This is a genomic window from Candidatus Hydrogenedens sp., from assembly GCA_035361075.1.
GTDB lineage: Bacteria > Hydrogenedentota > Hydrogenedentia > Hydrogenedentales > Hydrogenedentaceae > Hydrogenedens.
This window is the reverse complement of the sequence record DAOSBX010000020.1, coordinates 1-15,245: the sequence shown is the minus strand read 5'-3', so window position 1 is coordinate 15,245 and position 15,245 is coordinate 1. Positions and strand designations below refer to the sequence as shown.

Annotated in this window: 18 protein-coding genes; 9 read left to right on the top strand and 9 right to left on the bottom strand. The window is 37.2% G+C overall.

What is annotated here, in order from left to right; genetic code table 11:
* Positions 1-5 precede the first annotated feature (5 nt).
* Genes PLJ10_07675 through PLJ10_07660 form a run of 4 tightly spaced genes read left to right on the top strand, consistent with a single transcriptional unit; the run spans position 6 to position 3,806 of the window.
* A complete protein-coding gene (locus PLJ10_07675; protein HOK09526.1) occupies positions 6-1,037 on the top strand; it encodes an MlaD family protein in 1,032 nt (343 codons plus the stop codon).
* A complete protein-coding gene (locus PLJ10_07670) occupies positions 1,034-1,612 on the top strand; it encodes an ABC-type transport auxiliary lipoprotein family protein (protein HOK09525.1) in 579 nt (192 codons plus the stop codon). Before PLJ10_07675 ends, PLJ10_07670 begins: the two co-directional genes overlap by 4 nt.
* Positions 1,613-1,632: 20 nt before the next feature.
* A complete protein-coding gene (locus PLJ10_07665; GenBank protein ID HOK09524.1) occupies positions 1,633-2,427 on the top strand; it encodes a hypothetical protein in 795 nt (264 codons plus the stop codon).
* A gap of 35 nt (positions 2,428-2,462) precedes the next feature.
* On the top strand, positions 2,463-3,806 hold the full coding sequence (locus PLJ10_07660) for a Gfo/Idh/MocA family oxidoreductase (GenBank protein ID HOK09523.1): 1,344 nt from the start codon (positions 2,463-2,465) through the stop codon (positions 3,804-3,806).
* A 62-nt stretch (positions 3,807-3,868) separates the two neighbouring features.
* On the opposite strand, the gene PLJ10_07655 is transcribed toward PLJ10_07660, so the two are convergent.
* From PLJ10_07655 to PLJ10_07620, 8 genes are all read right to left on the bottom strand, one after another.
* A complete protein-coding gene (locus tag PLJ10_07655; GenBank protein HOK09522.1) occupies positions 3,869-4,018 on the bottom strand; it encodes a hypothetical protein in 150 nt (49 codons plus the stop codon).
* Positions 4,019-4,036: 18 nt separating this feature from the next.
* Entirely contained in the window at positions 4,037-5,536 is a 1,500-nt protein-coding gene (locus PLJ10_07650; protein HOK09521.1) for a sodium:solute symporter family protein, read from the bottom strand.
* A gap of 116 nt (positions 5,537-5,652) precedes the next feature.
* Positions 5,653-6,072 (bottom strand): cyclic nucleotide-binding domain-containing protein, encoded by a 420-nt coding sequence (locus PLJ10_07645; GenBank protein ID HOK09520.1) that lies wholly within the window; start codon positions 6,070-6,072, stop codon positions 5,653-5,655.
* Between the two features lie 35 nt (positions 6,073-6,107).
* Entirely contained in the window at positions 6,108-6,953 is an 846-nt protein-coding gene (locus PLJ10_07640; protein ID HOK09519.1) for a PTS sugar transporter subunit IIA, read from the bottom strand.
* Between the two features lie 164 nt (positions 6,954-7,117).
* Positions 7,118-7,318 (bottom strand): hypothetical protein, encoded by a 201-nt coding sequence (locus PLJ10_07635; protein ID HOK09518.1) that lies wholly within the window; start codon positions 7,316-7,318, stop codon positions 7,118-7,120.
* Positions 7,319-7,343: 25 nt separating this feature from the next.
* The gene (locus PLJ10_07630) at positions 7,344-8,213 is read right to left on the bottom strand and encodes a shikimate dehydrogenase (protein HOK09517.1); all 870 of its coding nucleotides are present in this window, start codon (positions 8,211-8,213) and stop codon (positions 7,344-7,346) included.
* Positions 8,214-8,232: 19 nt separating this feature from the next.
* Positions 8,233-8,580 (bottom strand): histidine triad nucleotide-binding protein, encoded by a 348-nt coding sequence (locus PLJ10_07625; GenBank protein HOK09516.1) that lies wholly within the window; start codon positions 8,578-8,580, stop codon positions 8,233-8,235.
* Between the two features lie 49 nt (positions 8,581-8,629).
* Positions 8,630-9,370, bottom strand: coding sequence for an RsmE family RNA methyltransferase (locus PLJ10_07620; GenBank protein ID HOK09515.1), 741 nt, complete (start codon positions 9,368-9,370; stop codon positions 8,630-8,632).
* A gap of 89 nt (positions 9,371-9,459) precedes the next feature.
* Here PLJ10_07620 and PLJ10_07615 point away from each other — a divergent pair, with 89 nt between their 5' ends.
* The gene (locus PLJ10_07615) at positions 9,460-10,590 is read left to right on the top strand and encodes an IMP cyclohydrolase (GenBank protein ID HOK09514.1); all 1,131 of its coding nucleotides are present in this window, start codon (positions 9,460-9,462) and stop codon (positions 10,588-10,590) included.
* Position 10,591: 1 nt separating this feature from the next.
* On the opposite strand, the gene PLJ10_07610 is transcribed toward PLJ10_07615, so the two are convergent.
* Positions 10,592-11,701 carry a hypothetical protein gene (locus PLJ10_07610; GenBank protein HOK09513.1) on the bottom strand — a complete coding sequence of 370 codons (1,110 nt, stop codon included), beginning with the start codon at positions 11,699-11,701 and terminating at the stop codon, positions 10,592-10,594.
* Between the two features lie 175 nt (positions 11,702-11,876).
* Between PLJ10_07610 and PLJ10_07605 the strand changes: the two genes are divergently transcribed.
* From PLJ10_07605 to PLJ10_07590, 4 genes are read left to right on the top strand one after another with little or no spacing between them, the layout of a single operon-like run.
* Positions 11,877-12,725, top strand: coding sequence for an RNA polymerase sigma factor RpoD/SigA (locus PLJ10_07605; GenBank protein ID HOK09512.1), 849 nt, complete (start codon positions 11,877-11,879; stop codon positions 12,723-12,725).
* A gap of 35 nt (positions 12,726-12,760) precedes the next feature.
* On the top strand, positions 12,761-13,282 hold the full coding sequence (locus PLJ10_07600; GenBank protein HOK09511.1) for an adenine phosphoribosyltransferase: 522 nt from the start codon (positions 12,761-12,763) through the stop codon (positions 13,280-13,282).
* Between the two features lie 20 nt (positions 13,283-13,302).
* Positions 13,303-14,199 carry a 1,4-dihydroxy-2-naphthoate polyprenyltransferase gene (locus PLJ10_07595; GenBank protein ID HOK09510.1) on the top strand — a complete coding sequence of 299 codons (897 nt, stop codon included), beginning with the start codon at positions 13,303-13,305 and terminating at the stop codon, positions 14,197-14,199.
* Positions 14,199-15,242: an enolase C-terminal domain-like protein gene (locus PLJ10_07590; GenBank protein ID HOK09509.1), complete on the top strand. Its 1,044-nt coding sequence runs from the start codon at positions 14,199-14,201 to the stop codon at positions 15,240-15,242. The genes PLJ10_07595 and PLJ10_07590 overlap by 1 nt, the downstream gene beginning before the upstream one ends.
* The last annotated feature ends 3 nt before the right edge of the window (positions 15,243-15,245 follow it).

Here is a 15,245-nt window from a genome sequence, read left to right as displayed (position 1 = left end):
AAACAATGAATTCAAAAGCAGTTGAATTTACGAAAAAAGAAATTATAGCGGGATTGTTTGTTTTAATTAGCATCATCATTCTAATTGCGTTTATCCTAACAGTACGAGGTTACAGACCTTACGCTGGCACAAAAATATACTATACCAAGTTTAAAAACACATTAGGTTTAGATCGTGGTGCGGATGTACGCTATGGCGGTTTAAAGATTGGTAAAGTTATCGATATATTTACTGACCCTGAAGATATAACTCAGGTATGTGTGAAAATTGCGGTTGCACCAAATATTATTCTAAATCAAAAATGTGTGGCTACGGTAGAACAAGTTTCTCTCACCTCAGCACGCCATTTAGAAATATCCACAGGTGACGCCCAAGCACCTGTCCTTGAAGAAGGAGGACTTATTGCTTCTGTGAATAAATCTGGCGGAATTGTTGAATTGCCCGATTTTTCGTCCACTATAGCAAAGGTTGAACAACTTTTAGATGACCTAACAGATTTCTTGGGTATGGAAAGAACAAGGACTGCTGAAGCATCTGGCGAGAATAGACCACGTGTATCAGACCTGACAAAGCAAATTAACGATACCTTAAGCGAAGGGAAAGACTTTATTACTGAGCTGAAAAATCTTATGGGTGAGCAAAAACCACATATTACAGAAATTGTAAAAAATGTAACGGATATAGAAAAGGACGTAAAAAAACTATTAGAACAAGTTAACGCTGTTATTGCAGAAAATAGAGGACCTATTCGCGATTCAATGAACTCAATTAAGGAGGTTCTTACACGAGTCCAAACATTATCAGAGAAAACTGCTGACGACTTAGAAACAATTTTAGCGAATGTAGAAGAAATAACAAGTAATGTTGATACCTTATCTTCAGAGGCACGGAATTGGATAGGAAAAAATCGCAGGAATTTAGATGAAGTTATGCTCGACTTAAAAGAGACTATTCGTAATCTACGTATTCTCTCACAAACATTGGCTGAACAACCTCAATCCTTAATTACAGGGAAAATCCCAGGAGGGAAGAAATGAAATATATTACCTGTATAATATCCACAATTTTCATATTCTTAATTGGAAATATATGTATCGGTTGTATATCTGCGCCACCACTTCATTACTACACCTTGGAATGGTCATTAAAACACCAGCAAGATACTTCACAACCCCTATGGCTTCAAGTGGCAAGTATTAAGTTAGCAGAACCATTAAAACGAAAAGAAATTATGATAAGAAAGAGCCCAGTCGAAATTGAATATTATTCAACACATCTTTGGGCTTCCAGTTTAGAAGAATTATTAACCCATAAAATAAACCAATCTTTTATGTGTGAAAATTTAAGTAAAAACACCCCTGATGTTTATCTTCATATCGATGTATTAAATTTTGAAGTAGTAGAAATGTCTCCACAAATTAACGTGGACGTAAAATTTGTTGTGCAATTCCTCAATCCAGAAAACATGAAACTCATTACCCAAAAAGTATACGCAGTTGAAAAACAGCCAGCAGATAAAGACGTAAAAGAAGTAGTAAAAACGTTATCTTTGTGTGTGGATGAAATTATAGATAATATATACAAAGATGCAACCCATCTGAATAAAACATAAAAGACAAAGGAATTCCATCCATGCCAAGGGTAGAAATGGATGACCATCTAAGTGATTATGAGCGGGCTGTATGTTATTTTACGTTGCCTCGTATCGTTTATCGCTTAAATCCAATACTGTTATTAGTCTACTTTATCATTGTGTTCGTTTCCTTCTCTGTAACCTGTTGGGGATTGATATTAGGAAATCAACAAGTTTTATATATTGGAACAGTATCATTAGTATTCATTACACTATTTGGTATTATCTTTTTTACAGGAAGGGCACTCTTAAACGAATTACGTTGGAGAAAATACTTGGCAGAGGCTCATGTCGCTGTTCAACAGAACATTGTAGATTTACCAGACCCTTTTTTAAATCACAACCTATATATAATTCCTGGGGATGTTCGGAAAGAAGGGCTATTCCCTTGCGTAAATTCAGAAGGTGAAATATACTTTTTTGTTGAGGAGAAAGAGAAAGAAAAAAAGTGGATTATAAAAGACCCATTAGAAAAAGAAATATGTTATATTTTAGCAAAACGAAGTTGGTTCTCTATCACTTTTACATCAACAGCACCTAAAATACTTGACGTTTACAAGGAAAATAAACATATTGCCACTATAAAACCAAAGTTTTCCTTCTTTGGTTCTGCCTATGTAGTAACGCTTTTTGGAAATAACTCCGAACCATATTGGGTTTTACAGTCTGGCATCTTCCTTCATGATGAATTAGTAGGACGAATTTATCAGGTACGTCGAAATCTATATCTTGATATAAAAAAAGAACATTTCAATCTTGGACTTTTATCCTTCTTCATTTGCTATCAAGACTAATGTGTTTTAACAATCAATAAGTAGAGGGAATAGATATGACAGACCTTTCAAGAAGAGATTTTATACAAACAGCCTTGTTAATCCCTCCGTCATTATCATTAAGCATGCTTATGAATCAAAGGGAAAAATTAAAAGAAAAAGCAAGCATTGGTGTCGTTGGAGTTGGCAATCGGGGACATTTTTTGGTCGATTTATTAACCCAGTGTTCCGATGTCGTGATTCGTGCTATTGCTGACATAAGAAAAGAACATGCAGAACGCACAAAATCGTTATGCACACAACGACAAAGTTTCGTCCCAGAAATTTACACAAACGGAGAGACCGATTTTGAAAATCTGGTAAAACGAGAAGACATTGATTGTGTGTTATGCGCCACCTCCTGGGAATGGCATACACCAGTAGCCATATCATCAATGAAGGCAGGTAAATTAACCGCAATTGAGGTCCCAGCAGGAATCACTCTTAAAGAATGTTGGGAACTAATTAAAACCTCAAATAGATATAATCAACCCTGTTTCATGTTAGAGAATGTCTGCTACTTTAAAGAGCCACTCACCATTCTTCGTATGATACGTGAAGGGCTTTTTGGTGAGGTTGTTCATGCAGAAGGTGGTTACCAACATGATTGCCGATATCTGTTAGCAGATGAAACAGGCACGTTAAACTGGCGTGGAAAAGGATTAATTAACAGAATAGGAAATACATATCCAACGCATCCTATCGGACCTATCTCACAGTGGCTTAACATTAATAGAGGTGACCGATTTGTTTCCTTATACAGTGTATCAACCCCACCATTCGGGATGCATGAATACTTTGTAAAAAAATATGGTGCCGACCACAAACTCGCAAAAATGAATATCAAACATGGTGACATAAATACAACCATACTTCAAACAGCCTTAGGAAAAACAGTGACGTTATATCATGACACAACCTTACCACGTCCTTACGACTCTATATTTAGAGTTCAAGGAACAAAGGGAATTTATTTCGGGTCTCTACAAAAAATTTATTTAGAGGATATTAGCCCACAAAAAGATACATGGGAAGATTTTGAACCTTACACTGATAAATATGCACATCCTATGTGGTCTGCTTACGAATCCGCTGGCGGTTCAACTGCTGGACATGGACTTGGTGATTTTATCACAGTTCGTGAATTGGTACGTGCCATCCGAACAGGACAAACCTCACTTCCTGATGTATACGATTCGGCAACATGGTCAGCTATTATTGAATTATCAGAACAATCAGCATCTGTAGGTGGAAAGAAAATAGAGTTTCCAGATTTTACAGATGGCAAATGGAAAACAAACTCCCCTATTCCCATTATTCAAATCCCTGAACAGTGGCTTTCGGTGTGTAACAGGAAATAATAAAAGTATATTTAAATAATAAACAATACAAACAAAATATTACTAAGGTTTTTGTTTTAAGATTACTCTTCTTTCGTATTGGAGGCATCGTTCGATTTAAGAGCAAGTAGCATCTCTTTTATATCAAAGAAGCCACGCACTCCCACATAAAATGTCATCGTAAAATACCACGCAATGCAAAATATCGTAATTAACAACCAAAAAAAAGACATCTACAAATCTCCTTTGTATTAAGGATTCTGCTTGTTCAAGACGAGATGTTTTTTCAATAATGAACCGATAATCATTGCCAATCCAGAAACGATATATGAAGAGATACCAGATTTATATGGACCGATTTCTTGAGCCCATTCCGCTGTTGCTGGAAGCTGTTGAAGAACTAAAAATCCGATAGGGAAAAGGGCACCTAAAATAATAGACCCCATAGCACCCCAGTTATTTGCATCTTTCCAATAACAGCAAGCAATTAAAAGCACAGACATACTTGATAGATAGATTGTTCCCGTAACCCCGAGATAGTCCCATAGATTTCCTTTTAATGGATACCATAATCCATAAAACAAAAGGAATAAACCTATCATCGCCACAATAAACCGATTCATAAGCACGCCTTTTTTCTCTGACCATTCCCGTTTTTTGCGGAATGGAGCCAGAATATCATTGTAGATAACACCTCCCCATGTTAACATATATGCAGAGTCCGTAGACATGTCTGCTGCTAACATTCCCGCAATCAAAATTCCCATTAAACCACTGGGAAGAAACATACTCAAAAACTTGGGCATTGCATATAATGTATTTCCACCGACTTGTTCTGGAGTTAATGTCGCTAAAGCTGCAATGCCCCACAAACCTGGGATGAGAAACCGTGCTGTGAAGAAAAAACTCGTATGAGCATAAATTTGCCTTCCTGTTTTTGTGCTTTTTGCGGAAAGAACCCGCTGAATTACTGCCTGCCAGGTGAGTACAACCGCAAATTGTAAACAAAGGTTAAACAATACAAACTCCCAACCACGTTCCATCAAAAATGGATTAAAGCCAGCAGAACCATGATGTTTCTGAACAGCCTCAACTAATGGAGTCCAACCTATCTTTCCTAAAATTAACACAGTAACAACAAGCATCCCTAAACTCATTACTATAAACTGCAAAAAATCTGTTACAAGAACCGACAACATCCCCCCAAGAACAGTATATACTGCTACGATTATCAAAAGAACACTCATCATAATTTCAAGCTGATGGGATTGAGCAAAGGCATCTGGATTAAAACCGGCCGTGAGAAGTAAAAACTCACCACCTGTTCTCAGAAATACACCCATATTTAAAAGACCACCAAGGACAATAACAACACCTGATAACCATCTCACCGTAGAACCAAAACGCTTCTCAAATAATTCTGGAATAGTCATAACTCCTGCGTCTCGTAAAGGTTTAATACAGAAACCAGTAATACCTACGACAAGCATAGCAATTGTTTGTAATATCCCTGGTGTTGCCCCAGCAAATCCCATTTTATAACCATTTTGTGCTGTATACATACACGTCACAATACCAAATTCTGTCGCCGCAAGTGAAGCAATCCCCAAATAAAGGTTCATCTCCCTGCCAGCAACAAGATAATGCTCTACTTTCCCTACATACTTTCGAACTGCCAACCCAGCAATAATAGTTAAAAGCAAATAAACACCGACAATACTCGCATCAAGAAATGAAAAATGTGATAACATCCTCTTTAACCCTTATAAGTTAAATGTTTGTTAATAAATTACAAAGAATCATACCAAACCTATTATTTCTTCACCAATTTCAAATTAAAAACCCCTCTAAAAGATGTATTGGGTTCTTACTCTTCGTTCTTTTTCTTTAATCGTTCACAGAGAATGTTAATGATGTTTAGTAATAGCCGTACTGCTGTTTGTTTAGTCAACAATTTATGAAATGAAGTTTCACTAAAAATTAATAGTTGTGAATCTTGGAGAACTTTCACAGTGGCTGAACGCGGTTCTTTAGTAAATAATGCCATCTCACCAAAAATTTCACCACTATCTAATGTAACAATTTGTTTCTCGTCCCGATACACACCAACAGAACCACTTAAAATTAAATAAACATGATTACCCATACTCCCCTGATAAAACACAACCTCATCTTTCTTAAAGTGGACAATAAGCCCACTATCGAACAATCGTTCTACTTCATCTGAAGATAACCCTTTAAATAGGGCAGACACAATACCTTCTTGTTTTGTAAATACGTCGTCCATATATACAGTCTGTTATAAAATTTATTTTCAGAAAATTATATCCAATACACAAATCTTCGGCATAGTGGGCATAAAAATAGATTATCTTTTTCCTGCTTTACTCTTTGGACAAAATCTGTAGATAATGTCATAAAACAACCATGACAGGTATTGCCCTCAATAGGCACTACTGCAGGTGGTCTTCTTTCTTTTAGCTTATCATAATGTTGGAGTGTATCTTTAGAAATGAGAGAACGCAAATTATCTATCTTCTGTTGAAGTTGCTTTTTTCCACGTGTAGCCACTTTAAATTCTTCTTCAATCATTTGAAGACGTATTAACAATAGAATTTCAGGGACAGGACCCGATGGGGGTGGGGTAATTAAAACCCTTTCGTCTGGTTTTTTTTCTAAATGAGACAATTTATTTTGCTCATCCTGTTTTAGAAGTAAATCTAATAACTTGTCATGAATTGCTTTTGCCGATGTCTGTTTTATAATCGTCTGGACATTCTCCTTTTTCGAAAATACCTTCGATACACTTGAAAGAAGACTTAAATAAACATGGTTCTGTGTAGGGGGATAGCAGATTAAGATGACTAAAAATACAGGTTTGCGGTCTTGAGCAACAAAATCAATACCATCTGGAATACGTGCTATCGCGGTAATTATCTTATTTAAACCGCGAATACTCGCATGCGGTAAAGCAATACCATTTCCAACACCAGTACTATCTACCGACTCTCGCTCTATCACTGCGGAAAGAACCTTTTCGCGGTCTGTTATCTTGCTTTCTTCTTTTAGCAAATCTACCAATGATGAAATGACCTCTTGTTTACTTTGCGCTTCTAACTTGGGAATTATTGTTTTAGGTGAAAAAAACTTCTCAAAATCCATATCCATTCCCTTTTTCCTTGATTAGGGTTAAAAATAAAAAATCATAACAAACTATAAATATTATTATTCTTTAAAGACATTTATTTCCAATTATTATGTAGGATAAAACAAAACGGTCAAAAAATAACTCTTTCCCTTTTATGTCTGACGTAATCATTTAGAAAAAATAATTACACCTCACTTTCCTGATACAGAATTGTAACTACAATTATTGTTTCCTGGTCTCTACCATCGTGTCTTGCTGATGTGCATGGGCATTGTGCTATCTGAATGATTTTAGGGCGTGTCCGTTTAATCCAATCGTTTATCAAATTATCCATTTGATGAAGTCCTTCTACGCTTGCTTTACCAATAAAAGACTGAACCCTCATAAATGTTTCTCCTTGTCTACAATAATTATATATCACATTGTTTTAATACTTTTTCAACAGCGTTCCGCATTACATCCACAGGGGCAGGTATCCCTGTCCATAATTCGAATTGTAATACTGCTTGTTCTACGAGCATTTCTATCCCTGTTATTACTGTGCAATTCCTTTTTTGTGCTTCCTTTATCAATTCAGTGTACAGTGGTCGATATACCATATCAAATACGACATGCTGAGAAGAAAGAACATCAAAAGGGAAAGCCAACTTCTCGGAGTTATGTCCCTCCATCCCCATAGGTGTCCCCTGTATAATGATTTCATGTTCCGTAATATACCGCTGAATGTCCTCACTTAAGTATCCATGTTGAAAAAGAATATTAGGATAAGTGTGTTTTAGATCAGTAAGCAGTTTTTCCAGCCGTGACGGTGTTCTACCGAGTATAGTAATCTGTGCAGGTTGTACCATTTGAGCAAAAGTAAACGCAACAGCACGAACAGCACCGCCAGCACCGAGGAAAAGAATTCTCTTCCCCGACAAAGTAACACCTGCCCTTGAAAAAGCCTTGAGTGTCCCTTGACCGTCTGTATTCGTTCCCAAAAGTTGTTCCCCTTCGTGAGTAATTGTGTTAACACTACCTATTTTCTGGGCAACTGGATCGACTCTATCAAGATATTGGATTACTGCCTCTTTGTGGGGAATGGTCACACTTATCCCACGAAATCCATCAAGAGCACGCATCCCTTTTAGACAACCTTCAAGGTCGGTAACATCAAAGGCAAGATAAACATAATTAAGACCTAAACTCTGAAACCCAGCATTATGAATGACAGGGGACAACGAGTGTCGAACTGGATGTCCTATTACTGCACATAATTTTGTATTTACATCAATTTTCATATTCAATACTTTTAGTTAATTAACCTGGAGGCCATCCCAATTCTCTACCTCCTAAAATATGCAAATGAATGTGAAATATAAGCTGGCCACCATGAGCGTTACAACTTAGAACATATCTAAAGCCAGGTTCTGCAATTCCTTCCTTTTTTGCAATTTCATTTGCCCGTAAAAGCATCCTTCCTAAAAGAGCTTCATCCTCTTCACTGGCATCCGTTATCCGAGCAATATGCTTCCGTGGTATTAAAAGAACATGAACGGGTGCTGCAGGATGAATATCTCGAAAAGCATAAAATTCATCATCAGAATATACTTCTGTCGAAGGTATTTCTTTACGTGCTATTTTACAAAACAGGCAATCTTCACTCATGATAATATCTCCCTATTGTTTATATTTATTTTGCTAAAAAAATATCGTGCTAATCAAATGAAAAATTATTTTGGGGCGATTTCTCAAAATAACCTTGTTTTCCCAAAATGAAAAAAGAACCTAATAAAGCAGACAATTCACTACGATATACATCAGGCCCTAAATAAATAGGCTTTGCCCCTGCTTTCTCCGCCATTGCAATCTCATTTTCAGAAAAATCCCCTTCAGGTCCGATGATAAGTCCACAGGGCTTGGAACAGTCTACTTGAGATATGGACATTGACGAATGTGAAGCCGTAGCTATCAATAATTTACCCTCAAAATCTTTGATTGCTGATAATAAACCCTCATGCATAGTTACATTTGGGAACCAAGGTCGACCGACAATTTTACATGATTGAACCACCCATCTCTTTATTTTATCATCTCGCCGTATGGGACGCGTCGAGCGTTCCGACTGAAAAAAACGAAATTCGGAAATACCCATCTCAGTTCCATATGTCACTAATGTTTCAATGGCATTGTCCCGATGTAACCAGCCAATAATCAAACAGACATCCGTTTCTTTTTGAATATATTGATATTTGATTATCTTTGCAGTTAATATGTCTTTACAGATATTAGTTACCTTACAAAACCACTTTCCTCCTTGCCCATCAATAAAACCGATATGCTCCCCTGCCTTCACTCGAACAACACGAATAGCATGATGAGCCTCTTCCCCTTGTAAAACAATATCCCCTTCTTTTGGAGAGTGATGTGGAATTACAAAGTAAAATAAATGAGACATATCAAACATCCTTTAAATAACCGTCGATTTTCTATACTTTATGAGTGTATGTTAAAATAAATCAATTTTCAACTTGGGGAGTCATAAAAATGAATGATAACAAAAACAAAATCGACTTAAAAGCGATGTATCGCACTAAAACAGAAGGCTCTTTCCCAGAATCTATCAACGTATTGGGAAAACAATGGATTAAGGTTGAAGACCTTCGATACGGAACCAATCCACATCAGCCAGCTGCATTTTATAGACCTGCGGATGGAACTAATATCTTTTTGGGGGCATATCAAATTTTGAAAACAGGCAAAAGTGGGTTGTCTCAAACAAATCTTGAAGATTTACACCATGCCTTTGGAATACTAAAATATTTGCAAAAACCTGCTTGTGCAGTTATGAAACATTGCAATCCGTCAGGTGTCGCAATCCAACAGGAAGGCCAAACGTTAGCAGATGTTTACCGCCGTGCACGTGATGCCGACTCGCAAGCAGCCTTCGGTGGCGTTGTCGCTTTTAATGTTGAAGTCGATGAAGCAACTGCAATTGAAATTATGCAAACCGTAATTGAAGGAGTCTCCGCTCCATCTTTTACACCAGAAGCATTGTCCGTTTTTAACGATTTTGAAAAATATAAAAAGAATAAAGAAATACGTATTATTAAGGTACCTCCATTAGACCTTTTACCCAAATATATTGGAGATAGTATCACGACATGGGAAATGAAAGTTTTTGATGACGGTAGCATTGTGTTGGCTCAGCCATATCTTACAAAAATAAGAAGTGCCAATGATTTCATAAAGGCTTCTGTAGAACATCCGAAAAAAGGAAAGATTGAAAGTGAAGTTATCCCCTCTCAGCAAGAATTGGAAGACCTTCTTTTTGCCTGGTATATAAACATCCATGTTCGTTCGAATGGCGTCGTAATTGTAAAAAATGGACAGACATTAGCAGTTGGGACAGGACAACAAGACCGCGTCGGTGCTGTCGAACAAGCTATAGAAAAAGCAAAGAAAAAGTATAAAGGTAGTGAAACTCTCAACGGTGCAGTTCTTGCCTCGGATGGCTTCTTCCCATTTCCTGATGCAGTAGAAACTGCTGTGCGTGAAGGAATACATGCCATTGTTCAACCCGGTGGAAGTGTTAACGATTATGATGTTATTGAATTTGCCAACCGCGTAGGTGTGGCTATGTTATTTACGGGTGAGCGTTGCTTCTCTCATCACTAATTTATAAATCTTCAAATAACCGCATATACCTGAAATTGTCTACATTGATATGCCCCCATGCATCCATACTGTCGTCAATAATTTCAACCTCAGCTTTCTTCCCTTTATATTCAGACACCATCCAAATTTCAGCCTGCATATCCTCCCGATTCTCTTTGTTTTTTGATGTCCTTACAACTTTACCATCAACATAAAGTCGAACTTCCAATCCCGAGCCTTTACCACCACCTAATAGAAACCAAATAGCAGGCCCACGGATAATAAAAGGTTCCGAACGTAAAGTCCCAAAAGCCATATCCTTACGAACGCTCCCCGGTTCCTCTCCCGGTTTCCCTTGGTAACGTTCATAAGTACCTATCCAATATTTGCCCTGATGATTAGAATGTTTACCGTATTCTCGTGCCGCAGGATTGTCTCCCAATGTCGGTTGATTCTCAAAAGCGGAACCTTCACCTTTCCAATGGTCTAAATTACCTGATTCAAAATCGCTATTCGGAAACAAAAGCATGTTATCAGGTACCCGATACCCACGAAAGTCATCCGCATTAATACAGCCCCATACACCTTTTTCCTTGTCAATAATAGATATAACCGATGACATAGACATAAATTCTTTAACATCCCAAAATTCTCTTCGCATCATCGGATGATTTAATCCGTACGATTCACGAACAACTTCTCCATTGACAATCAACCTCACCGCAGTTGTTTTTTTCATACCACCCCCAATTAAGAAGCCAATGTACGGAGTATCAATTGTAAAAGGCTGTGAAATTAATTCCCCAACCGCTTCGTTCTTTTGGGTCTCCCCCGCTTTCTGATGTGGCAGAGCCTGATAATTTTCAAATGTACCTATCCACCAATTCCCCTCTGGAAGTGCCGATTTTGGTGCTTCTCTAACAAGGACGTTATCACCATACGTCGGCTGATTTATAAATGCTTTACCAAAAGCTCGCCAATTTTCTAAATTGCCTTGCTCAAAATTACTATTTGGGAATAATAATTTAGCACTTTTTGAAAATCTTGGAATAGGTGTTGGTACAACTTGTGCAATCGAAACAAAAACTATAGCAAACATGCTAATGAGTAAAAGTAATAATTTCTTTCCCATAATCAAATCCTTATAGTAACTTTGCTCTTTATGTGCATTTCAATTATAACGGATTTTAAAGTTATAATTTCACCTGCTAAGTCAGGTTAAAATCATTTTTTGTTAATACCTAAAAAATTGTATACTATATACTTTGAAAAATCGTTAAACTTAAAATCCTTATGAGGATTTAAGAGTGGAAGATAAGGATATTTCACAAAATTTACCATTTGACAGAGGGTTAAATATTTACATATCCGAGATTTCAAAGATTCCTTTACTAAGTGCAGAGGAAGAAAGAAAATTAGCATTCCGCATGCATAAAGGGGATGGCTCGGCAAGACGAAAATTGATTCTTTCCAATCTTCGTCTGGTTGTAAGTATTGCAAAAAGGTATGCCCGCTTCGGCGTGCCCATTTTAGATTTAATAGAGGAAGGAAATATTGGACTTGTAAAAGCAGTCGAAAGTTTCGACCCCAAACATGGAACAAAATTTTCTACCTATGCAACATGGTGGATTCGACAAGCAATCACACGCGCACTATCAAACCAATGCCGAACCATACGCGTCCCCACGTACTTAAACGAACACTTATTAAGATATCGAAAAATCATAGAGGATTACTTCAAAAAAACAGGAGCATATCCATACCCAGAAGAAATTGCAAAAATATTAGGTATCTCGGTTGATGAGGCGGAGCAATTACAAGAGTCTAATGAAACTGTAATGTCATTCGATTTCATACAAAGTATCGATGATAGAGAAGACCCGTATGCCAGCGCCAAAATTAAAACCTCCTTTCGAGTAGAAAGTTTTGCTGAAGATATTGAGAAGGAGCAAGATCTGGAATTCCTTATCTCGTTACTGCCAAAAAATGAAGCCGAAGTAATGCGCTATCGTTATGGCCTTGTTGATGGAAAACCTCATACACTGGAAGAAACAGGAAAAGCATTAAATCTCACCCGAGAACGAGTTCGTCTATATGAACGACTCGCTTTAAAATTTCTGAGAAAATACGTTGCCAATAATAAAGACTTGTTCTAATATTTAACATCCAAGATACCAGGGAATTGAAAAATATGGATCTGAAAAAAATCATTCGCAATGTGCCTGATTTTCCCAAACCAGGGATACAATTCAAGGATATAACCACTCTACTCTTGAATCCTGAGGCATTCCATTATGCTATCGATTGCTTCGTGCAACATTATCGACCCATGAATATTCAAGCTATTGTTGCTATTGAGTCTCGTGGATTCATTTTCGGCTCTGCTATCGCTTATTTAATGAATATACCTCTGGTTCTGGCAAGGAAAAAAGGAAAACTTCCGTATGAAAAAATATCAGAAAGTTTTGCATTAGAATATGGCTGGGATACAATCGAAATGCATATTGATGCATTAAAGGAAGGACAACGCACAGTTATTATTGATGATTTACTCGCCACAGGTGGAACTGCATCTGCGGTAAAAAACTTGATTGAGCAATTAAATGCAATCCCAGTTGAGGCAGGCTTCGTAGTCGAACTCCCAGCTCTTAAAGGCAGAGATGCTCTTACCCCTCTCCCCGTGTTTTCATTAGTGCAATATGACGACCTCTAATAAAAAACACACTATATATTATGACATCAACAAAACTACCATCAATTCTGAAAATTTTATTCTTAACTGCAAGACCCAAAACATTAGGAGCAAGTATTGCCCCCGTTATAATGGGAACCGCTATCGCAGTTCGAGATGGACATTTCCACGCAATTTCTGCTATATGTTCCTTATTAGGTGCAGTACTAATTCAAATATTATCTAACTACGCTAATGACTATTTCGATTTCGTAAAGGGGGCTGACCGTGAAAACCGTGTAGGTCCAACACGTGCAACCAGTGCTGGTTGGCTTACTCCAAAGCAAATGCAGTTAGCATTGGCTATTCTTGTGATTACATCTTTACTCCCTGGAGGGTATTTAATTTATAGAGGTGGTTTGCCCATTTTGACCATTGGTGCGGTTTCATTAATTCTTGCTTTTGCCTATACCGCAGGACCAATACCCCTTGCTTATCTGGGTTTGGGAGATTTATTTGTCTTTGTATTTTTTGGTCCTGTCGCTGTGATGGGAACCTATTATGTTCAATCTTTTCAAGTCTCATTACATGGGCTTTTAGTAGGATTTTCCGCAGGATGTCTCTCAGTAGCCATCCTTACAGTAAACAATTATCGTGATGTTGAAAATGATGCTGTTGTCGGCAAACGAACACTTGCAGTTCGACTCGGCAAAAAGTTCGCTCAAATCGAATATATTACGATGCTTCTTATGAGTGTTGTTGTTATTCCTCTCATTCTCGCATTCAATGAAGGTGGGCAAAAAGATGTGCTGTTATTAATTGTTCTTATAATTCCTTCTTTATTCCTGATAAGGGCTATGTTTCGCCTTAAAGGTAGTGAGTTAAACTTACTATTAGCCAATACAGCGAAATTGCTGTTGCTATACAGCATCCTTTTTTCTATATTGTGGATTTATTAATGAAAAAATCTGTTTATATTCGAAAATTATCCCTTTATCGTTACGAAATTCCGTTAAAAACGACGATCTTTATTCGAGGACTTCCATTCTCTTCTAAACAAGGACTGGTCATAAAGTTTGAGGATACAGAAGCTAACGAAGCATGGGGAGAAATCTCTCTTCTACCACCAACAGAAGAAAAAATAAAAAGATGTATAGAATGGATAGAAAAAAATTATAAACATTTTTTAGGTAAGATTGATTTGTCCTTTCTGGATAAATGTCCAGAAATAAAATTTGCCACTGTTAGTGCAATTAATTGTCTAAATTGCAATGTAGATAACTACTCTGACACACCTATAAAAATGAACGCACTTCTCGCAGGCGAGTTTCCTACAATCCTTGAAGAAGCCGAACGGAAAAGAAATCAGGGCTATTCTATTTTTAAACTAAAAATAGGGGAATATCCTTTAACAACCGCTGTTGAGTTAATAACCCAGATACAAAAAATAATCGGGAATGAAGCCCAAATCGTTTTAGACTTAAACCGACAATGGACACTACACCAAACATTAGATCTTACAGCACAGATTGAAAATAAAAGAATACTGTATATCGAGGATCCAGTTAAAACATTGGAGGAATTACCAACCTACCTTAATACATCACCTATCAAAGCAGGGATTGACGAATTCCTTGAGACATGGAACATTGCATTAGAAAGTATATGCAAAAATTATTTAGAGAACATAGTCTTTGTAATTAAACCCTCTATACTTTATGGAACAGAGACATGGCAAAAGGTATGTAACAACAAATCTACAATGAAGGTTATTACATCTGCATGGGAGACAGGCATCGGCTTACGAGGAATATTAAATTTACTCTTCCGAAACGAAGTACATGTAGAATTCGTTGGCATGGATACCTATTCCTACCTCGAACATGACATCATAACCCCACCTCTTTCCCTCACATTTCCTCAAATATCTCCCTCTACAATTAAAGAACCCTTCTCAATAATACAACACCAATTAGAAACAATCCTCTCATGCAAAAAATAAAAT